Here is a 20,372-nt window from a genome sequence, read left to right as displayed (position 1 = left end):
ATTTCCAGCGATGAACGGCGGATGTGATTTAGCCAAAGCTGGCAGTTAATGTGCCTACTGTCATAGACCAACCATCGACCATGACGAAAATCATTAGCTTAAATGGCAGCGAGATGATCAGGGGTGATAGCATCATCATACCCATTGCCATCAAGACACTGGCGACAACGATGTCGATAATCAAAAATGGAATGAACAGCATAAAACCGATTTGAAAAGCCGTTTTCAGCTCACTCAATACGAATGCGGGCATCACAATCAGAAAGTCGAGATCGTCTAAGTTAGCAGGGGCGGGTTCGTTGGCGATACGAAGGATCTGCTCTAAATCGGTTTCTCGTGTTTGTTGCAACATAAATTGACGTAGCGGTTTTGCCGCTGTTTGTGCCGCCTCTTGCAACGTCATTTGATTTTCTTGGTAAGGGATAACGGCATTGTCATAGATGTTGTATAACACAGGACGCATGATGAACAAGGTCATGGTCATTGCGATGCCGACCAAAATACGGTTGGGGGGACTTTGTTGTAAGCCCATTGCTTGGCGCAAAATACCCAGGACGATAATAATACGTGTAAAGCTGGTCACCATGAGTAACATGGCTGGCAAAAAAGCCAGCGCAGTCATCAGTAAGAAGACTTGCAGCTTTACACTGTACTCCTCTTGCCCAGCAGGGCCATTAATGGTCAGTAATGACAAATCTTGTGCCCAGGCCGGCGTACAAGCAAAGAGCCAAAAGCCCATTAAAGCCAGGTAGCGCATTACTTGGTTAACCCTTTTAGCATGTCGTTGTCATCAACCACATCCACTAAACGTAGGCCGTATTTGTTGTTCACAATAACGACTTCAGCATGACCGAGTAAGGTGCCGTTGACTTTCACATCCATGGCTTCGCCGCTCAGTTTATCGAGCTCGATTACCGTGCCTAGACCGACGTTCATTAAATCGCCCACCATCAGCTCGGTACTCGCAACTTCCAGCGTTAGGTTAACGGGAATATTGCGAATGAAGCTCATATCTTGCGTTGGCGTATTCATTGCGCTTGGCATTGGGTCTTGCCCTAAGCTACCAAGATCCAGGTCATCAAGATCGATGTTTAAATCAGAGGCTTGTTCAGACATTTTTATTCCTATTTTGCTTAATCACGCTTTGAACTTGAAGAACGAGGCTGGCATTGTTTTCAGCAACACGAGCGGTAAACAGGGCGGTATTTCCCGCTTTCACCGTGACTTCACTCGGCAGCTCTACCGGAATAACGTCACCTGCTTTGAGATCCATCACATTGCCCAAAGGCAAGCGACGCTCTGCTAGTGTGGTTGTCAGGTGCATAGGAGCCTGACAGATTTTGGCTTGAATACGGGCCTGAAGCTCTGGGTCAGTATCGATATCAATAGGTTTTTGCTGGTCACGCAAAAAATCTAATCCAGCAAAAGGCAGTGAGATCGCCAGCCAGCCTTTGTGTCCGGCGACTTCCATCGTGAAGTGGCAGACTTGGTAGAGCTGGTTGTTTTGCATCATGTTGCCAAGGCGCAGTGTATTCTTTTCAGTAAGAGCACTTTGCCAATTTGTGATGCTGTGCCAACCGTTTGAAAAATGTTCCAGAGCAACACAGAAAAAACGCTCAACCAAGCGTAATTCGGTATCACTCATTTCTGTGCGCTTGCGCTGGCTACTTCCTTGCCCACCAAAGAACAGATCCACCATGAAGAAAAGCAGTTCGCCATCAATCGCTATCGTGCCGTGTAAGTCGTGCGGTGACACAATAAACTCACGGTACAGAGAAGGCTTTGGCATTTGCTGCAAGTAATCTTGGATTTTCAGCGTATCTTGTTGCTCAAGGCTAAATGATACCGGATGGCGAAGTAGATGGTGATATGACTGCCGAGCCGTTCGTTCAAATTGTTTGCAGACATTATCAATGATCGCTTGAAGCGCACCGATACGATGTTCTGGGCTGGCAAGATCAAAATCGCGAACTTCGACCTGATCAGTATTGGATATGATTTTACTCTTTTTAGTCATAATCACTTGCAAATAATAAGACTGACAGTCGATGGATAGTGGTGGCTATCAAGTTGAAAAAAATCTCTGATATTCTTGATAAATTATATTAAACGATAATAAATAAGTAATAAAAGTTAACGGCTTGTTTTAAATAATTAAAGCGGGAAAAGTGAATTTCCATTGGTTAACATCGGTATTTTAGTTGTTTTTATTACTGAGTCATTTTGGCGAGAGAGACTACCTTTATAATGGTTATCTTGTCAAACCAATACACTTTTAGTATTCGAATAATATACGGTCAACCGTACTGTTTAGTTGGTGTTTATGGGTGGATTATTAATTGACCATTTTATTGACTTTAAATGTTCATTTTATTGACAGTTGACATGCCAGGGCTAATGCATTCTTATTAGCGCGTATAATTAAAACGAAATAATAAATTCCCATGTTATTTGAGATGATATGTAGCCGCACTGGCTATTGTCGTCTTTATTTCTATTTGTTGTTGATAAGTGGTTGAAAGTTTAAAGTTATTTTATTTTCTTGGTTTTTGGGAAATAAAATTTAAGTTCGCCTTAAAGTCGGTCGCTTTACTGTTTCTTATGCTTTCAAATAACTTTGGTGGTGTTTAAGGGTTGTTCTGGAGTTCTTTATAATGGTTTGTCGTGGAATCATTGTTGCTGTAATGGTGGTTGCTTCTTGTGCAGTTAATGCGCGAGAAAATAAGTGGATGGCAGCATTAGATGACAGTAGTTGGGGGTTTTATGGAAGCAAAACTTCTTGTGTTCTTTCTCATGAAATCCGAGATTTTGGTTCAGTGAAACTTATTTCTGAAGCTGGGGAGAAAACCCGGTTAATGATAAAATCCACTAAAATTAAGCCATTTAATAATATTGTTGATGTGGAATCAGTATCACCATTTTGGACATCAACTCCAGATGTAAGTTTATATTCAAAAACGCCAGTACAACGTTCTCAGTCTGCTGATGAATTAATAATAAATAATGCTGAAAATGTTATTAATGAGTTAATTTATGGCCGTTGGATAAAAGTAACTTTGACGGATGAGCGTCAAAAAAACAGCGCTGTGGTTATCCAAAATATAAACCTTAGCGAGCCAATGGCTGAGTTTCAGCAATGTAAAAATCAATTAATAGCATATAACTATCAACAAATTAGAGATTCAGAATTTTACTTTGATGCCGCTTCTTCGCGTCTAAATAAGCAAGATATAAATAAGTTGAAAGGGATTGCAGAATATATTCGCGTTGATGCACAGGTTCAAAAAGTGCTCGTCGATGGTTATTCCGATCAGCTCGGCCAATTTAGTAGCAAGATGCGTGTCTCTCGCCAGCGAGCTGAAGAGGTTGCAGCCATGCTGATTGAGTTGGGGGTTCCTCGTAAATTATTACAAATCCGTTCTCATGGTGATCGCTACTTAGTTAGCACAGAAATGGATAAGCAGGCATTGCAATTAAATCGTCGCGCTACGGTTCGGCTGGTTAGAAAATCAGGAGCAGGTTCATGACAAAGAAAATTTGGCAAGTGCTGATGTTTCATCCCCAGCATACGGTGCTTGATAACGTATTAGCGAATGGTGAAGCTGAAGGTTACCAACTCAGCCGCGTGACCAATGTGATGGGCTGCTTAACCACCTTAGATCAACAAGCATGGGATCTGTTATTAGTACCCGCTTGCCTCGATGATGGTAGCGAAGCCGCAGACATTATTGCCTTGGTGCGTCGCCAAGGTTACGACGGTCCTATTGCAGTGCTCTCAGAATTACCTCATGCCACTCAGGTTAGCCAAGCATTACAAGTGGGGGCGACTGATTATCTGCTGATCCCATTTGGTCATACGCACTTAGGCCAATTGGTGCAGCGTATTATGCAAACCAACCAGTCATGTGACTCTGTGGTGGCGGAAGCGCCGCAAAGCAAGCAACTGCTACAGCTTGCGCAGCGTGTCGCACAAACTGATGCCTCTGTTCTGATCAATGGTGAGAGTGGTACGGGTAAAGAGATCTTGGCGCGTTTTATCCATAATGCCTCGCCTCGTGCACAGTCCCCGTTTGTTGCGATTAACTGCGCGGCCATTCCTGAAACCATGATTGAGTCGATTCTATTTGGCCATGCCAAAGGTGCTTTCACCGGCGCCTCATCCGCACAACCGGGTAAGCTTGAGATTGCCAATGGCGGTACGCTGCTACTTGATGAAATCGCAGAGCTGCCATTGGCGTTACAAACTAAGCTACTGCGAGTGCTGCAAGAGAAAGAAGTTGAGCGCTTAGGTAGCCACCAGAAGATCAACCTTGATATTCGCGTGTTAGCTGCAACCAATCAGAATCTTGAAAAAGCAGTGGCGGAAGGTCGCTTCCGTGCTGACCTCTATTACCGTCTTAACGTTTTCCCATTGTGTTGCGCGTCGCTGCGTGACCGTACTGAAGATATTATCCCGCTTGCTAAGCACTTGCTTAAGCGCCATATGGCATTAGGGCAGGCTGCAACGCACTTCACTGATTCAGCAAAGCGTGCGCTTAAAGCCTATTCATGGCCGGGGAATGTCCGTGAATTAGAGAACATAATCCAACGCGCATTAGTAATGAGCCACGGTTGTTTGATCCGTGCGCAAGACTTGATGTTGCCTGGCCAACCCTTGGTCACTGAGTCTGAAGTGAGTATGCCAGAAGAATTACTTGCGATGGATGCAACCTCGATGGCAAATACCACAACGACAACCATGCCGGTGGAACATGAGCCATTGAACGTGACTGTGGATTCGGAGAAAGCCAGCAACAAGCGACCTAGCTTACACAAAAGCCGTAAGCTAGCAGAATTTAATACCATCATTGAGACTTTGCGTCGCTTTAATGGGCATCGTAGTAAAACAGCTGAAGAGCTTGGCGTATCAACGCGCGCTTTGCGGTACAAGCTGCAAACGATGCGTGAACAGGGTATGGATGTAGAACAAATCCTTACGAACCAAAGTGCTGATTTTTCAGCGAATAACTATAACTTTTCTTAAGCATTTTTAGAGACCTTGTTATGTCAGAGAACGTGTTAGCCATGCAACAGCCTTTAAGCCAAATTGCTGAAGTTCAGGCACAAATTCAATCGTTTGATGCAATTCAAATTGCACCAAACCCGATCACAACACCGCAAACCCAAGCCGTTGATTTTACCTCGGTGATCACTGAAACCCTTAATAGCGTGGATCAACAAGGCCGTGATGCGTCGGCAAAAATGACGGCGGTTGATACGGGGAAAAGTGATGATTTAGTGGGGGCTATGGTAGCCAGCCAAAAGGCGAGTTTAGCCTTCTCTGCTATGGTGCAGGTGCGTAATAAGCTCCTGACTGCGTACGACGATGTTATGAAAATGCCAGTGTAGTGAGAATGCTTAAGTGACTGAAGTAATGAAGCAAAAATTGGTGAATATGGCAGGTCCAACAGGAATGGGCCGCTTATTTTCAGGCATGCGGTTAGCAGGCTTATTGGCTGCTATTGCCGCCTTAGTGACTGTCGCTGTGGTATTGGGCTTATGGCAGGGCAGTAGTCAGTATCGTCCGCTGTATGGTGAAGCAGAGCAGTTTGACCGTAGCCAAGTGATCGCGGTACTGGAAGAAAAAGGGTTGGATTATTACGTTGAGCCGCAAAAGGGCAGCGTGATGGTTGATCGTAACAGTTTGGGGAAGGCGCGTTTAGCACTGGCTGCTGCCGGTGTTGAAGCACAGCTACCTGCTGGACTTGAAATTCTAAGCCAAGATTCAAGCTTAGGAACCAGCCAATTTGTTGAAAATGCGCGTTACCGTCATGGTCTTGAAGGCGAACTCGCGCGTAGCATTATGGCGTTGGATGCGGTACGTAATGTTCGTGTTCACTTAGCGATGCCAAAGCAAACCTTGTTTGTTCGTCGCGATAAAGAACAAGCTTCAGCCTCGGTGATTATCTCGTTGCAACCGGGGCAAACACTGGATGCTGAACAGGTAACAGCCATCGTTAATTTGGTCGCTGGTAGTGTGCCTGAGCTTGAAGCTGATCAGGTGAATGTGATCGATCAGCAAGGGAACTTGTTGTCAGCCTTAGTCGGTGAAGGCCGCCATGGTAAAAACAGCAGTGCCTACCTTGATTATGTGCAAAAGCTTGAAACGACGTACATTAACCGAGCCTCTCGCATGCTTCGCCCTATGGTCGGTAGCGATAACTTCCAAGTAGAAGTTGCCGCGGCAGTGAATTTTGATCGCACTGAGGCGACAGAAGAATTGTACGCGCCTGAAGGTACTGTGCGTTCAGAGTTCTCATCTTACGATCGTCGTGTAGGCAAAGCCGCGCAAGGTGTTCCCGGTGCCTTGAGTAATCGTCCTCCAGAAGAGGGGGATGAAGAGACCGATCCGAATGCAGGTAATGAGCGTGGTGAAAATTCACGTGATTACGTGATGGATCGCACCATGAAGCACACTTACTACCAACAAGGTCAGATTGAGCGTTTAAGTGTGTCTGTCTTGCTCAACGGTGATCCAGAAGCTTTCCCGTCAGCGAAGATTGACAGCATTCGTCAGATGTTGACAGATGCGATGGGTATTGAAGCAGCACGCGGCGATAGCTTTAGCTTACATGTCTACCCATTCAATAAAGCAGAGGCACAGCTGTTAGCCGAAGAGCCTGTGTGGTGGATGCAAAATGTATGGCTAGATTACTTACGCTACATTCTTTCCGCGATTGTTGCCTTGGTGATTTTACTGGTTGTGGTACGTCCTGCGATCCGTCAATTGGCGGGTGAGCGTCAACGCAGCAAAGATCCAGTGCTAGATAGTGTGTTACCAGAGAGCAAAGCGCCAAGCGGAAGTGAAGTGGCGACACTGAACACCAGTAATGCTATTACACCAGCGGATAGTGAGCTCGAAGCGCCATCAAAAGCCGCGGTGGCTGAAACGGCATTAAGTTCAGCTGTGGTGCCTGAAGAGAGCATGCCAGAGCTGCCAAGTCCTGAAACGGGACTTGAAATTCAAACCTCTTACTTGCAAGCGTTATCGGAAAAAGAACCTGAACGTGTTGCGCATGTTGTTAAACAATGGATAACCCCGAAAGATGCAGACAAATGATAACAACCAAGGCATCGAACAGGCCGCAATTTTATTGCTAAGCATGGGGGAGGAAGCTGCCGCTAACGTGTTGCAGCAACTCGATCGTGAGCAAGTGCGCCAATTATCGATTGCCATGGCCAGTATTCCAGCCGTAAAAAAAGATCAAGCGGAAGGCGTGTTTCAGCGCTTCTTCCAAGACTTTAAACGTGAGTCTGGGATCTCAGGGGCATCACGTAGTTACTTAGAGCGCACGCTCAATAAAGCGCTGGGGCAATCATTGTCACAGCCGCTACTTGATGCAATTTACGGTGATTCACTCAAGCATAACTTACAGCGTTTGCAGTGGCTTGAGCCAGCCAAGTTAGCTGAACTTATCTCGGGTGAGCACCCGCAGATGCAGGCAGTATTCTTGGCTTATCTTGAACCTGATGTGGCGACAGGGTTGTTGGCGAAACTGCCACAAGACAACCTCGATGAATTGTTGTATCGCTTAGCAAACCTAAAAGAAATCCACCCAGACATGATGCAAGAAGTGCACGTGCTACTGGAGAAGTTCTTGGCGCAAGTTGGTCAGCAAAATAGCACCTTGATTGATGGTACTCAAAAAGCGGGTGACATCATTAATCGCTTGCAGGGTGATCAGAGCCAGAGAGTGATGACAGGGTTAAAAGAGATTGACCCAGAGTTAGTCGCACAACTTGAATCGCAAATGTACAACTTCAGCATTTTGGTGCGCCAAACCGAAGACACCTTGGAGCGCTTGGTGGAAGAGGTCGATCAAGACTTACTGGCAACTGCGCTTAAGGGTGCTGACGAAGAATTGCTGGATAAAGTATTCGCCACTATGCCAAAACGTGCCGCGCAGTATCTACGCGAAGCGATGGAAGGTAAAGGTCGAGTGCGTGTAAGTGCGGTTGAAGAGGCTCGTAATCAATTAGTTTCGACGCTACGCCAGTTGGCAGATGCAGGCGAGATTGAATTGCAGCTCTTTAGTGAGCCCGTGGTGGAATAGGAGCAATAATGAAAAAGAATCAGCCGAGTAATGTATTGCATCCTCAGCTTGGTCAGTATCGCCCTTATCACTTTCCGCCGTTGATGCAGCCTGAAGAAGATGATTTATTTGGTGATGAAACCACAGGTTCATACCAAGATGAATTTCATAATGGCTTTCAAGATGGTCAACAGAAAGGCCATGAGCAGGGATACCAAGAAGGCGTAGCCCAAGGGTTACAAGCGGGTCATGAGCAAGGGCTTGAACAAGGTCGTCAGCAGGGGGTACGAGAAGGTGTCGCTCAAGTCCAACAGCAAATGGGCAGTACCGCGGCTTCTGTTGATCACCTGATGCAGCAGATCCAGCAAGTGTTCCAGCAACATGTTCGCCAACAAAGTGAAATGATTTGCGACCTAGTACAGAAAGTCGCACGCCAAGTGATCCGTGCCGAGTTAACTCTCAAACCGGGCCAAATGGTGCATTTGATTGAAGAAACGCTCGCACAAATGCCAGAGCAAAAACCGGATTTAGTGATTTACTTGAATCCGCAAGATTGCCAGCGTTTAGTGGAATTGGTGCCAGAGCAAGTGGCAACATGGACCTTACAGCCTGACGACAGTTTAGCGATTGGTAGCTGTCGTGTAACCAGCAGTGAATCTGAAGCCTTTGCCGATAGTGAAGAGCGATTAGAAACCTGCATGGATTCGATTCGAGATAGTTTACTCAGCGATGCGTGATTTATTCCAAGAGCTCAACGCCCGACTAAGCTCTGCGGTAGAGCAGGTACCTGAAGTCCCAGTTGCTCGTACTTGGGGCCGTTTGACTCGTATGGCTGGCTTGACCTTGGAAGCCGTAGGTTGTCGACTCTGTACGGGTCAGCGCTGCATGATTGAAACCGACCATGGCACTTTGGTGGAAGCCGAAGTGGTCGGTTTTGATCGTCAAGCATCCGTCTTAATGCCTATCCGTCATACCACGGGATTACGGCCAGGTAGCCGTGTGTTGCCTTTGCATGGTGACAGTAAAATTGATGTGGGTTACAGCATGTTGGGCCGAGTGCTCAACGGCTTGGGTGAGCCTTTGGACGGCAAAGGCGCTATCCATGGTGAGCAGCGCATAAACCTGCAAGGTGAGACGATTAACCCTTTGCAGCGCCTTCCGATTTCAACCCAGCTAGATGTTGGTGTCCGCGCAATTAACGGTATGTTGAGCGTGGGTAAAGGCCAGCGAATGGGTTTATTTGCGGGTAGTGGTGTGGGTAAAAGTGTGTTGTTAGGCATGATGACACGTAACACCACGGCAGAAATCACCGTGGTGGGACTAATTGGTGAACGTGGCCGTGAGGTGCGCGAGTTCATTGAACACTCCCTTGGCCCTGAAGGGATGAAAAATGCCGTCGTGATCGCTTCACCAGCGGATGATCCACCTTTGATGCGTCTGCGTGCTTCGGTGTTGTGTCACCGTATTGCCGAGTTCTTCCGCGACCAAGGCCATGATGTTTTACTGTTGATGGATTCATTAACACGTTATGCGCAAGCGCAACGTGAAATTGCCTTAGCCGTTGGCGAGCCGCCCGCGACCAAAGGTTATCCGCCTTCGGTGTTCAGTTTGTTACCACAGTTGGTAGAGCGTGCAGGTAATGGCGCAACCGAGCGAGGTTCCATCACCGCCTTCTACACTGTTTTGTCGGAAGGGGATGATCAACAAGATCCGATTGCCGATGCAGCTCGCGCTATTTTGGATGGTCACATTGTCCTGAACCGTGAACTGGCCGAGCAAGGTCACTATCCAGCCATTGATATCGAGCAGTCGATCAGCCGTGCTATGCCGCAAGTGGTAAGCGCTGAACAGTTGAAGCAAGCGCAACAAATTAAGCAGCGTTACGCGCGTTATCGCCAAATTCAAGACTTGATTGCACTGGGGGGTTACCAACCGGGGCAAGATCCTAATCTTGATATTGCGGTACAGCAATACCCAGCAATTTGCCAGTTTCTTCAGCAAGGTATGCAAGAGCGTGTGACGCTAGATCAAACGCAGCATGCCATGATGCAGTTAACCTAAGAGAATCATCATGCGACGAGTGAAAATGCTGCAACATTGGCGTGAACAGCAACAGCGCCAGTTTGATGCTATTCAGCAAGAATTTGGTCAGGTCAATAGTCAGCATCAAGCGCATCAACAGCGATTGGAATTGCTGGAAAGTTTATCTGGGCAGTATTGTATTGAAGGGGGGCAGCAAGCATCGGCTTTGATGTTAAAGGGGATTGGACGTTTTCGTTATCAGCTGGATAATTTAACGAATTTGCAGCGCCATGAATTAGCGATGTCTGAGGTTGAATTGCGTACCACCAATGAACGCTTGGTGCAGCAGCACTGCCAAGTACGAATGGGTGAGAAAATTATTGAAAAACGCCAGAATCAAATAGCCCTCAAGCAAGAGCGTCAGCAGCAAAAGATCCTTGATGAATTGTCAGCGAATAAGTTTTACCGTCAGCGCATCACCTGATGGAATGGTTAGCGAGTAACGAAAATTACTCGCCAGGACCATAGCAATATTGTTGCTCAGGCTTGAGTAAGCGATCTATGAGCTGCTTTTGTTGGGCTAACAAACGACCATTCGTGTTGTTGAGCTCTTGGCAGGTTAGCGTGAGATCATACAGCTTTTGCCATAGCATCATGCCTTTTTGCTGCACTTGCTGAGGCAGTTTACTTAATAGTTTCTGCATGCCTTCATTGTTTGCCGTCACACCGAGTCGTGTAAGAATCGTATGGCGGTTGGTCGCATGCTGATTTAATAGTGCCATCAAAGACTGTAGCTGCTGGTTGTGACCAATCAGTGCTTGGTTGTCACGATTCACTAGCAAGACATGTTGTTGCTTCAGTTGAGCAACTAACTCTTGATAGTGGGCTACATCTTGATTGAGTTCATTGAGCAAGGTTTTCACCATGCTACTGTTGTCGCTCATTATTGATTACCTTGGTAATAATCAACCATAGTGCCTGCCAACTGATCAAGATCGACCGATGCTTGACCTGACTGCAGTAGTTGCTTCATTTTTGCCACTTTATCCATATCCACATCATTAGTGTGTTGGAGATCGGCTTTCGCACTTTGTAGTGACTGCACTTCACTGCTTAATTCAACTTGTTTTGTCGTCGCTGTCATGGCTGTTTTACCCGCTGTTGGGCGGTTTTCAGCATTTACAGGTAATGACATTGAGTTGTGAATTTTTCCAATCATGAATGTACTCACAGGGTAGTAGGGTTATTGGTATACAGCGACCAGCTGTCATAGAGCTTAACTGCTTTTTTAGCCTTTTGTTATAAAACTCATCGTAAAAGAAATTTAAAACAGAGTTTGTACCTTTTTAGGGCCAATCACAGTGGCCAGAATCGTCTTATGTGAAGAGCTATTTTTTACTTTAATTTCCTCACCTTTACTGCCGGATTCTAGCGCAATCCCTTTCATTCTGGCTGTCATCTTGCCCATCTTTGCCTCGATCATCACTTCTTGGTGACGTTCGACCCAGTTGGCAAATTCTACCATACGTGGACTGATAATTTTTCCCACCGTAATCCGCCGTTTGCTGACTTGATTGGTTAATTCTGCAATAGAGGTGAAATATCCCTGACGGACATAAGAAATATCAGTGCGGCGCCGTTTGAAATCATTGGCGGTTAAGACTTGGTCGCGCTCTATGGTGTTTTTTGCCACCACTATTTTCTGATAAACCCGTACGTCTGCTTTTATGCGTGATTTCCAGTATTTAGGGTGTTGGCATTCAATGGTTAGGGTGACTTTTCCCGTCGGAGAACGCCCTTGATGACGACTAATGTTCAAGGGGCTATTACACGTAGGTAAGGCCGTCTTATCAAGGTCGAAGCGAAAGTCATTACTACCAATGCTCCCCGCAAAACGTGCCACCTCACGATATAAATAACTACGGATCTGTTGATGATCTTTTTCTGCCATGACGGGCTTACCCGCAACCGCAGCATGACTGAATGTACTTTCAAATATCAACAGGCTGAGCACAAGTGACAAGTGGCGGATTTCCGCTCGGAAGTCATACTTCCGCTTATTGAGTGTTGAACGGCAATTATTTGTGTAAGGCATTGATATTTTGACTTTAAATGCGTGGCATGAAAATTGCTTAATAGTCGATATTCAATCTAAAGGTGGTGGGTGAGATGGCAATCAACTTTGAAGATGCATTGGGGGTACACCCTAATACATTGCAGTTCCGAACACAACGCGCAAAGGTGTTGGCGAGTAACTTGGCTAATACCGATACGCCCAATTTTAAAGCGCGTGATATCAGTTTTGAAGATGCAATGAATCAAGTCGCGAGTGAAGCCCGCACTAAGCATCTAGGCCGTCGTAGAACACAGCAATCACATGAACTGCTGTATCGCAACCCACAGCAGCCAGCACAAGATGGCAACACAGTTGAATTGGGCGTTGAGCAAGCCAAATTTGCGGGCAACGCAATGGATCTTGAAACCAGCTTAACTTTTTTGAACATGAAAATTCGCGGTCTGAAGCAGGCCATTAACGGACAATAATTCCTATGTCTTTTTCCTCTATTTATGACATTGCAGGTTCTGCAATGACAGCGCAAAGCGTTCGTTTAAATACGGTCGCTAGTAACCTTGCGAATGCCGACGTGGTATCTGGTTCCGAGCAGGATGGTTACCGTGCTAAGCGCCCCGTTTTTTCTTCTGTGATGGTGGATATGAACGATCCTAATGCCGGTACACGTGTGCGGATTGATGATGTCATTGAAAGTGATGAACCATTACGTCGTCGCTACGAGCCTAATCACCCTGAAGCGAACAAAGAAGGCTATGTATTTCATTCAACCGTGAATGTGGTTGAAGAAATGGCAGACATGATGGCTGCATCGCGCAGCTTTGAAACTAACGTTGACGTAATGAGTCGAGCGCGCAGCATGCAGCAGAGCATCCTTCGCCTAGGTCAAACGAGCTAAGGGAATAAGCAATGAGCTTACCGCAAATTAATACGGCAGGTCAGTACAACCGTACGACGACACAAGCGAATGCTGAGCCACAAGTGACCAGTAATGGTCAAAAAGACATGACGCCAACCAGCAATGAGTTTTTAACCATGATGGTGGCGCAGGTACAAAATCAGAACCCGCTAAACCCAACGGATGGTACAGAGTACTTGACGCAATTGGGCATGATGTCAGCCGTTTCCAGTTTGGAAGGGGTGAAGCAAGGCATGATGAACATGAACATTGGTATGACTAACTTGGAAATGCTGCAAGCGACCAACCTTGTTGGCAAAAAAGTGCTGATGGATGTGAAAAACGGTTTGGATATTAGCGAAGGTCAAACCCTGAATGGTCGTGTTCAGTTTGATAAGCCGGTCGATAGTGCAACCGTGATTGTTTACGACGACAAAGGCAAAGAAGTCGACAAGATCAAATTGGGTGCACAAGGCAAAGGCATGGCTGAGTTTGAAATTGACGGTGATGAGCTGGGTAAGGGCACTTACTCGTTCAAAGTGGTTGCTGAGAGTGGCGATCAGGCTTGGGATCAAAACATCATGATTGCTGCCGAAGTGGAATCGGTCAACATCCCTGCCAATGGCGGTGCGGTGTTATTAAGTCTTGCGGGCGTGGGCAAAATGTCGATGTTCGATATGCGTGAAATTACGGCGTAAATAATAAAAATTAAGTAGATAGGAATCTTTTATGTCAATCAGTGTTGGCCTAAGTGGCTTGCGAGCAACATCCGAACAGATGAACTCAATCAGCCACAATATTGCAAACGTCGGTACCGTGGGTTTCAAATCATCCCGTACTGAATTTCAAGATGTTTATGCACCCCAGTTTGGCGGCGGTGAAATGAACGGTGTTGAAGTAGCGCAAGTGCGTCAAAGCTTCACTTCGGGCGGTACGACAAGTACGGGCCGTAATAGTGACTTGGCGATCAACGGTGAAGGCTTCTTCATGGTGCAAAACAATGGCCAGCAAATGTTTACGCGTAACGGTGTATTCAACCTAGATACTGAGGGTTACATGGTATCGGGTGATGGTCACCGCCTACAGGGGTATGGTGTGACAGAGTCAGGTCAAATTCAAACGGGTACTGTGACGGATCTGCGCGTTGACACCGGTGACATGGCGGCGAAAACCACCACTAAAGTTCACCAAGGTCTTAACCTTGATGCTAATGCTGCCATCGTGACGAATTCTGCTGATGATAAATTCGATCCAGAAGACCCATCAACTTTTACCTCGAGTGTTACCTCTACCGTTTATGACTCATTGGGTAGTGAGCACCAAGTGACTCAGTACTACGTAAAAACCGCCAGTAATGAATGGAAAGTACATTACGCATTAGATGGTGACGTGCTGAAAGGCCAGACCAACACCATGGGCTTTGATAGCGACGGTAAACTTAGCACTGTCAATGGTGCTCCAGCGATGGATAACTCAACCACACCTCCAACGATGAAAATCGATACCTTGTCGGTTGATCTTGCGTTTAAGAATGGTGCCGCTAAACAAAGCGTTGGTATGACACTGGCTGATACGACTCAATACGGTAGCGAATTCTCAATCAATAAAAATGCGCCAGACGGTCATGCGCCTGGTCAAATTGCGGGTTGGTACTTTGAAGGTGATGGCACTGTGTATGCTCGTTATTCAAATGGTCAAACCAAAGCACAAGGCCAAGTGCTTATGGCGCGCTTCCCGAACCAAGAAGGCCTACAACAGGCGGGTGGTACGCGCTGGACACAAAGTTTTGCGTCAGGTGCGCCATTACTGGGCACACCAGGTACAGGTCAAATGGGCGCGCTTCGTACCGGCATGTACGAGAACTCTAACGTTAACCTGACCAATGAGATGGTGTCTTTGATGTCAGCGCAAAGCAACTACCAAGCGAATGCGAAGACCATCAAAGTGTCGCAAGAAATGACTCAAATCCTGTTCCAGAACTTATAAGTCGAGGCTGGGCATGGATAAATTATTGTTCACTGCAATGTCGGGTGCTAGCCGCGTCATGATGGCGCAGCAGGTACACGCGAATAACCTCGCTAACGTGAATACCACGGGGTTTCGTACCGATATCGAACAGGCCGATAGCGTCAAAGTAAAAGGCCAAGGCTACGATACGCGCGCCTTAGTGGCTGCGCGTGCGGGGGGAACTGATTTCTCTGAAGGCGCAATGCAGCACACGGATAACCCGTTAGATGTATCCATTCGCGGTGCGGGCTTCTTTGCTGTTGAAGCCGGTGAAAATGACGAAGCCTACACCCGTGCGGGTAACTTCACGTTAAGCCCTGATGGTCAACTAATGCTGGGCAAGCGACCTGTGATGGGAACGGGTGGCGCGATCACTATTCCTGAATACGAACAGTTAAGCATTGGTTCTGATGGCACCATTTCTGTGGTGCCTCAGGGCGGTGGTTTAATTCAGGAAGTGGGTCAGCTCAAGTTAGTGAAGCCTGAGAATAACCAACTGCGAAAAGGTGAAGACGGTTTGTTTCGCGTGATTGGCGGTGGTGGTCAGGCGGATGCTGACGACACAGTGACTGTGGCATCGGGTTACCTTGAAAGCAGTAACGTTAATGCCATCGATGCATTAGTGAATAACATTTCCCTTGCTCGTAATTTCGAACTGCAAGTCAAAATGATGAAAACCGCCGAGCAACTGGCGACAGCGGGTAACCGCTTAGTACGCGGTAGTTAACGTCACACAGTGCTTAACGCCCCGTTAGTTTTTATCTTTCCAGCACCTTGCCATTAAAGGTGCTGTCTTTATTCAGGAGAATTTGTCATGCATCCAGCACTTTGGGTGAGTAAAACAGGCCTTGCGGCACAAGATACACAAATGCAGGTTATTTCAAATAACCTTGCCAACGTGAATACCGTCGGCTTTAAACAAGATCGTGCTGTCTTTGAAGATTTGTTCTATCAAATGAAAAAGCAACCAGGCTCTATGGTTGATCAGCAAAATGAAGCGCCGGGTGGTTTACAGTTGGGTAACGGTGTTCGCACTGTTGGTACCCAAAAGCTAATGAAAACGGGTAGTTACCAAAATACGCAAGAAGCGACTGACCTTGCGATTATGGGCGCAGGCTTCTTTCAAGTGGAGCTAAGCGACGGTACTACCGCCTATACCCGTAACGGTCAATTTCACCGTAACTCGGAAGGTGCATTGGTGAATGCTGCGGGCTTGCCAATGATCCCGAACATCGAAATCCCTGAAAATGCGACAGGCATGAGCGTGGGCACTGATGGCATGGTGTCGATTAAAGTACAAGGTGAGCCTGAGCCGCAAGAAATCGGTCAAATTACCTTGGCAAACTTCACCAACCCATCGGGTCTTGAAGCCATGGGCGGTAACTTATTCCGTGAAAGCGGCGCATCAGGTGCACCGATTGAAGGTGTGGGTGGTGAAGACGGCATTGGTGCTATTAGCCAATTCACATTAGAAGGCTCTAACGTGAGTGTGGTGGAAGAAATGGTGAACATGATCACGACCCAGCGCGCTTACGAAATGAATGCCAAAGTGGTCTCAAGTGCAGACCAAATGCTGAAGTTTGTTAGCCAATCAATGTAAGGGTAAGGCGATGATGCGCATTATTTTTCTGTTGGCGGCATTAGTGATGACAGGGTGCGCCCCTGTCTCTAGTGTGGTTGACCGTCAGCCACCTGAAGAGGTGCCTTATACCAATTATCCAACATTTACGCCTGATAAAGACGGCAGTTTATTTAATGCTAGCTACGGCATGGCACTGTTCCAAGATCGTCGTGCATTTCGCATTGGCGATATTCTAACTGTGGTGTTGGATGAGCAAACGCGCTCAAGTAAAAAAGCGGGTACCTCTTTTGGTAAAGAAAGTAATACTGGTATTAGCGTTCCGAAAATTGCTGGCACTGTCTATCCTGAAGGTGAATTTTCACTAAAAGGCGATCGTGACTTTAAAGGCGCATCATCAAGTTCGCAGCAAAACTCCTTAAGCGGCAGCATCACAGTTTTGGTCTCTGAGGTGATGCCAAATGGGGTGCTACGCGTGCGTGGTGAAAAGTGGCTCAAGCTTAATCAAGGCGATGAATATATTCGTTTATCTGGCCTTGCACGTGTGGATGACATTGACGGCTCTAACCGCATTTCATCTCAACGTTTAGGTGATGCGCGTATTACCTATTCAGGTCGAGGCACATTGGCTGATGCGAATGAAGCTGGTTGGCTTTCTCGATTCTTTAACAGTTCATGGTTCCCGATCTAATGACATTAAAACACATACTCTTTGCTGCAGGTTTAGTGCTGTTTCCACTTGTGGCCTCTGCTCGCCCCTTGCTGAGCTTGGTCGATATCCAAGGGATCAGGGAAAACCAGTTAGTGGGCTATGGCTTGGTTGTCGGTTTAAGCGGTACTGGTGATAAAAACCAAACTAAGTTTACTTCGCAGTCAGTGAAAAACATGCTGAGTCAATTTGGGGTGCAGCTGCCAGCCAACGTCGATCCTAAATTGAAAAACGTTGCCGCGGTTGCGGTGAACGCCTCTATTCCTGCATTGGCTGGTAAAGGCCAATCGCTGGATATCACTGTGTCGTCAATCGGTGATGCTAAAAGTCTGCGTGGCGGTACGTTATTACTCACGCCGCTAAAAGGGGTCGATGGCCAAATCTATGCTATGGCGCAGGGTAACTTAGTCGTGGGTGGTGTAAATGCCCAAGGTAACAGTGGCACTGGCATAACAATCAATATCCCAACGGCGGGTCTGATCCCTAATGGCGGGATCATCGAGCGTGAAATTCCGTCGTCGTTCTTAACGTCGACCGATGTCATTTTGAATTTAAAAGTGCCGGGTTTTAATACCGCCCGTAACATCGAAAAAGAAATTAACCGTGTGTTTGGCCCTGATGTCGCATTAGCAGAAAGCCATGCCCGTATCCGTGTGCGTGCGCCACATAAAGCGAGCCAGCGCGTGACTTTCTTAGCCATGCTTGAAAACCTCGATGTTGCCCAGCAGAAGAAACTGGATCGTGTGGTCTTTAATGCCCGTACAGGTACGATTGTGGTAGGCAAAGATGTGCGAGTGCACACCGCTGCTGTCAGTCACGGTAACTTAACAGTCAGTGTGGTTGAGAACTACAACGTGAGTCAGCCGAATGCATTTAGCAACGGTAAAACGACAGTTACGCCATCGTCAGATGTCTCGATTGATCAAGAGCGTGGCAAAGTCTTTATTTGGCCTGAAGGTAACGAAGGCACATCGCTGCAAAGTATTGTTGATGCAGTGAATAGTTTAGGTGCATCACCTAATGATCTGATGTCAATTTTGATTGCATTGGACGAATCAGGTGCGCTAGATGGTGAATTGGTAATTCTGTAATGAAAGTGATCGATAACGAGCAGCACTCAGCCTTATACAACGACATGAGTGAACTAAATAAAATCACCGCAAATCCGGATAAAAAGCAAGCGCTACAACAGGCTGCCAATCAGTTTGAGGCGGTATTTTTGCAAACTGTGCTGCGTCATATGCGTAAAGCATCAGAGTCGATGAATGAAGGGGAAGACTCTCCGTTCAACAGTAAACAGCAAAAGTTTTTCCGCGAAATGTACGACAGTCAAATTGCGGTTGAAATGAGCCAGCAACAGAGCATGGGTATATCTGACATGCTGATTAAACAATTGGGTCAGCATGAAGCATTTAAGCCACAGCCACAGGCGGTCGCTGTTAATCAACAGACACCGATTGAATCGTTAGCTGGGAATTTTAGCCCAGCGAATGACACCAGATTGCAATCCGGTAACCAGGTTAAGTTGCCACACTGGTGGGGGAATACTACTCCGCTGTCGCAGCATTTGAAAATCCAGATGGATGACGAAGAGTTATGAGTTTGATTAATATCGGCTTGTCCGGCATGAATGCTGCGAACGCAGGCCTTTCTGTGACAGCCCACAACGTTTCTAACGTGATGACCCCAGGTTACAGCCGCCAACGTGTTGGTTTTGGTGCGGTAACTGGTGCCAATAACAGTGGTGCTGGGGTTGGCGTAAGTAACGTGGAACGCATGGCGGATAACTACCTGAACCAGCAGATTTATCGTCAGCGCGGCTCGTGGGGTTACAATGCGATCAGTTCGCAGTACATGCAAAAAACAGAAACGGTATTAAACAATAAAAGTACCTCTATCAGTACAGGTCTAGACCGTTTTTATGCCAGCCTTAATGAAGCCTCTGCGAAGCCACAAGACATTGCTTATCGCCAGACGATTGTCAGTGAAAGTAAGTCGATGGTGCAGCGCTTTAATAACTTAAGCAATCAACTTGATAGCCAAGAAACGCAGGTTAAAGGCCAGCTAGATGCGTCGATCACCGATGCCAATACTTTGATGGCAAGCATTGCGAGCCTTAACAGCAGTATCCGTGATGTGGGTGGTAACAGCGAAGCGGCAAGCAGCTTGCTTGATGCGCGTGATGAAGCGATTCGCCAGTTGTCATCAATGATGGATGTGAATCCAACGTATCATGATGATGGCACAGTGACTGTCACTATGGCCAAGGGGCAAACACTGGTTAGCGGAACCACCGCAAGCCAATTGAGCCAAGATCATAATGGCGAGTTAGTCTTGAAGCGTGGTGATACTAACCTTGCGCTAGATGATAACTTGGGCGGCACCATTGGTGGCTTAGTGGATTACCGTGACAATGAACTGGTAGGCTTACGCCGCGAGTTGGATGTCATGGCTTATAGTTTTGCTACTGAATTTAATGAGAAGCACCAACAAGGTTTTGATTTAAATGGCGATGCGGGTAAAGCCGTTTTTGGTGGTGTGGATAGCGTTGAAGGCGCAGCATCAAAATTGACCTTATTGGTTGATGACCCTAAGCAATTAGCGTTTTCGTCTGCTGCAGATGAACCGGGCAACAGTGACAACCTTAAAGGTTTAATTGAGCTTAAAAATGCGCCGGTTAATGTAGATAAGAGCAAGCTGACACCAGAAGCATTGGAAAAATATGAACTGGCGATTGATAAGCTTAATGGTAAGTCAATTTACAGCAACTACACAGGTTTAACCGGTGATTGGGCGATTCGTACCGCGCAGCTTGAAGCCGACACTAAAGCCTCTGCGGCCTTGGTTGATCAGGCACAAGGCGAACGTGATAGCAAAAGCGGCGTTAACCTCGATGAGGAAGCGGCTAGCATCATGACGTATACCCAAATGTATCAAGCGAATGCACAAGTGATTTCAACCGCTCAACAGCTGTTTGATGTCACTTTGTCGATGTTCCGCTAATTAAACATACC

At 46.8% G+C, this 20,372-nt stretch carries 24 protein-coding genes; 18 read left to right on the top strand and 6 right to left on the bottom strand.

The genetic code is table 11. The features are described 5' to 3' along the window. Window positions 1-28: 28 nt before the first annotated feature. The 3 genes from fliP to OCU77_RS16110 are packed head-to-tail and all read right to left on the bottom strand — an operon-like array spanning window position 29 to window position 2,017. On the bottom strand, window positions 29-757 hold the full coding sequence (gene fliP / locus OCU77_RS16120) for a flagellar type III secretion system pore protein FliP (protein ID WP_048899828.1): 729 nt from the start codon (window positions 755-757) through the stop codon (window positions 29-31). Beyond that, entirely contained in the window at window positions 757-1,116 is a 360-nt protein-coding gene (gene fliN, locus OCU77_RS16115; protein ID WP_048899829.1) for a flagellar motor switch protein FliN, read from the bottom strand. The genes fliP and fliN overlap by 1 nt, the downstream gene beginning before the upstream one ends. After that, the gene (locus OCU77_RS16110; protein WP_048899830.1) at window positions 1,109-2,017 is read right to left on the bottom strand and encodes a flagellar motor switch protein FliM; all 909 of its coding nucleotides are present in this window, start codon (window positions 2,015-2,017) and stop codon (window positions 1,109-1,111) included. Before OCU77_RS16110 ends, fliN begins: the two co-directional genes overlap by 8 nt. A 637-nt stretch (window positions 2,018-2,654) precedes the next feature. Here OCU77_RS16110 and OCU77_RS16105 point away from each other — a divergent pair. Genes OCU77_RS16105 through OCU77_RS16070 form a run of 8 tightly spaced genes read left to right on the top strand, consistent with a single transcriptional unit; the run spans window position 2,655 to window position 10,578 of the window. Next, window positions 2,655-3,527 carry a MotY family protein gene (locus tag OCU77_RS16105; RefSeq protein ID WP_048899831.1) on the top strand — a complete coding sequence of 291 codons (873 nt, stop codon included), beginning with the start codon at window positions 2,655-2,657 and terminating at the stop codon, window positions 3,525-3,527. Beyond that, complete coding sequence (locus OCU77_RS16100; RefSeq protein ID WP_239686032.1) at window positions 3,524-5,023, top strand: sigma-54-dependent transcriptional regulator; 1,500 nt, start codon at window positions 3,524-3,526, stop codon at window positions 5,021-5,023. Before OCU77_RS16105 ends, OCU77_RS16100 begins: the two co-directional genes overlap by 4 nt. A 20-nt stretch (window positions 5,024-5,043) precedes the next feature. Then, window positions 5,044-5,388 (top strand): flagellar hook-basal body complex protein FliE, encoded by a 345-nt coding sequence (locus OCU77_RS16095; RefSeq protein ID WP_048899832.1) that lies wholly within the window; start codon window positions 5,044-5,046, stop codon window positions 5,386-5,388. 13 nt (window positions 5,389-5,401) lie between these two features. Further along, window positions 5,402-7,099, top strand: coding sequence for a flagellar basal-body MS-ring/collar protein FliF (fliF, locus tag OCU77_RS16090; RefSeq protein WP_048899833.1), 1,698 nt, complete (start codon window positions 5,402-5,404; stop codon window positions 7,097-7,099). Beyond that, on the top strand, window positions 7,086-8,093 hold the full coding sequence (gene fliG, locus OCU77_RS16085) for a flagellar motor switch protein FliG (protein WP_048899834.1): 1,008 nt from the start codon (window positions 7,086-7,088) through the stop codon (window positions 8,091-8,093). The genes fliF and fliG overlap by 14 nt, the downstream gene beginning before the upstream one ends. A gap of 8 nt (window positions 8,094-8,101) precedes the next feature. After that, a complete protein-coding gene (gene fliH, locus OCU77_RS16080) occupies window positions 8,102-8,809 on the top strand; it encodes a flagellar assembly protein FliH (RefSeq protein ID WP_048899835.1) in 708 nt (235 codons plus the stop codon). Further along, window positions 8,802-10,133, top strand: a complete 1,332-nt coding sequence (fliI, locus tag OCU77_RS16075) for a flagellar protein export ATPase FliI (RefSeq protein WP_048899836.1) — start codon at window positions 8,802-8,804, stop codon at window positions 10,131-10,133. Before fliH ends, fliI begins: the two co-directional genes overlap by 8 nt. 10 nt (window positions 10,134-10,143) lie before the next feature. Next, the gene (locus OCU77_RS16070; protein WP_048899837.1) at window positions 10,144-10,578 is read left to right on the top strand and encodes a flagellar FliJ family protein; all 435 of its coding nucleotides are present in this window, start codon (window positions 10,144-10,146) and stop codon (window positions 10,576-10,578) included. A gap of 25 nt (window positions 10,579-10,603) precedes the next feature. Here the strand turns inward: OCU77_RS16070 and OCU77_RS16065 are convergent, their stop codons facing one another. The 3 genes from OCU77_RS16065 to flgA all read right to left on the bottom strand — a co-directional run bounded on the left by OCU77_RS16065 (window position 10,604) and on the right by flgA (window position 12,189). Beyond that, window positions 10,604-11,038: a flagellar protein FlgN gene (locus OCU77_RS16065; protein WP_048899838.1), complete on the bottom strand. Its 435-nt coding sequence runs from the start codon at window positions 11,036-11,038 to the stop codon at window positions 10,604-10,606. After that, window positions 11,038-11,313, bottom strand: a complete 276-nt coding sequence (flgM, locus tag OCU77_RS16060) for a flagellar biosynthesis anti-sigma factor FlgM (protein ID WP_048899839.1) — start codon at window positions 11,311-11,313, stop codon at window positions 11,038-11,040. Before flgM ends, OCU77_RS16065 begins: the two co-directional genes overlap by 1 nt. 105 nt (window positions 11,314-11,418) lie before the next feature. Then, window positions 11,419-12,189, bottom strand: a complete 771-nt coding sequence (gene flgA, locus OCU77_RS16055; protein ID WP_084711840.1) for a flagellar basal body P-ring formation chaperone FlgA — start codon at window positions 12,187-12,189, stop codon at window positions 11,419-11,421. A gap of 74 nt (window positions 12,190-12,263) precedes the next feature. Between flgA and flgB the strand changes: the two genes are divergently transcribed. The 10 genes from flgB (at window position 12,264) to flgK (ending at window position 20,361) form a co-directional block, all read left to right on the top strand. After that, a complete protein-coding gene (flgB, locus tag OCU77_RS16050) occupies window positions 12,264-12,638 on the top strand; it encodes a flagellar basal body rod protein FlgB (protein ID WP_107303048.1) in 375 nt (124 codons plus the stop codon). A 5-nt stretch (window positions 12,639-12,643) separates the two neighbouring features. After that, window positions 12,644-13,063 carry a flagellar basal body rod protein FlgC gene (gene flgC / locus OCU77_RS16045; protein ID WP_048899841.1) on the top strand — a complete coding sequence of 140 codons (420 nt, stop codon included), beginning with the start codon at window positions 12,644-12,646 and terminating at the stop codon, window positions 13,061-13,063. 11 nt (window positions 13,064-13,074) lie between these two features. Continuing rightward, entirely contained in the window at window positions 13,075-13,761 is a 687-nt protein-coding gene (locus OCU77_RS16040; protein ID WP_048899842.1) for a flagellar hook assembly protein FlgD, read from the top strand. Between the two features lie 31 nt (window positions 13,762-13,792). Beyond that, window positions 13,793-15,049 (top strand): flagellar hook protein FlgE, encoded by a 1,257-nt coding sequence (flgE, locus tag OCU77_RS16035; RefSeq protein ID WP_048899843.1) that lies wholly within the window; start codon window positions 13,793-13,795, stop codon window positions 15,047-15,049. Window positions 15,050-15,062: 13 nt separating this feature from the next. After that, on the top strand, window positions 15,063-15,797 hold the full coding sequence (gene flgF / locus OCU77_RS16030) for a flagellar basal-body rod protein FlgF (protein ID WP_107303047.1): 735 nt from the start codon (window positions 15,063-15,065) through the stop codon (window positions 15,795-15,797). 87 nt (window positions 15,798-15,884) lie between these two features. Beyond that, window positions 15,885-16,670, top strand: coding sequence for a flagellar basal-body rod protein FlgG (gene flgG, locus OCU77_RS16025; protein ID WP_048899844.1), 786 nt, complete (start codon window positions 15,885-15,887; stop codon window positions 16,668-16,670). Between the two features lie 10 nt (window positions 16,671-16,680). Beyond that, a complete protein-coding gene (flgH, locus tag OCU77_RS16020) occupies window positions 16,681-17,340 on the top strand; it encodes a flagellar basal body L-ring protein FlgH (protein WP_048899845.1) in 660 nt (219 codons plus the stop codon). Then, complete coding sequence (locus tag OCU77_RS16015) at window positions 17,340-18,449, top strand: flagellar basal body P-ring protein FlgI (protein WP_169773267.1); 1,110 nt, start codon at window positions 17,340-17,342, stop codon at window positions 18,447-18,449. The genes flgH and OCU77_RS16015 overlap by 1 nt, the downstream gene beginning before the upstream one ends. After that, entirely contained in the window at window positions 18,449-18,958 is a 510-nt protein-coding gene (locus tag OCU77_RS16010) for a rod-binding protein (RefSeq protein WP_053111866.1), read from the top strand. The genes OCU77_RS16015 and OCU77_RS16010 overlap by 1 nt, the downstream gene beginning before the upstream one ends. Next, window positions 18,955-20,361: a flagellar hook-associated protein FlgK gene (gene flgK, locus OCU77_RS16005; RefSeq protein ID WP_048899846.1), complete on the top strand. Its 1,407-nt coding sequence runs from the start codon at window positions 18,955-18,957 to the stop codon at window positions 20,359-20,361. Before OCU77_RS16010 ends, flgK begins: the two co-directional genes overlap by 4 nt. Window positions 20,362-20,372 lie beyond the last annotated feature (11 nt).

The organism is Photobacterium swingsii (assembly GCF_024346715.1).
Taxonomy (GTDB): Bacteria; Pseudomonadota; Gammaproteobacteria; order Enterobacterales; family Vibrionaceae; genus Photobacterium; species Photobacterium swingsii.
The sequence above is the reverse complement of the archived record's forward strand: the minus strand, read 5'-3'. Positions and strand labels throughout refer to the sequence as shown.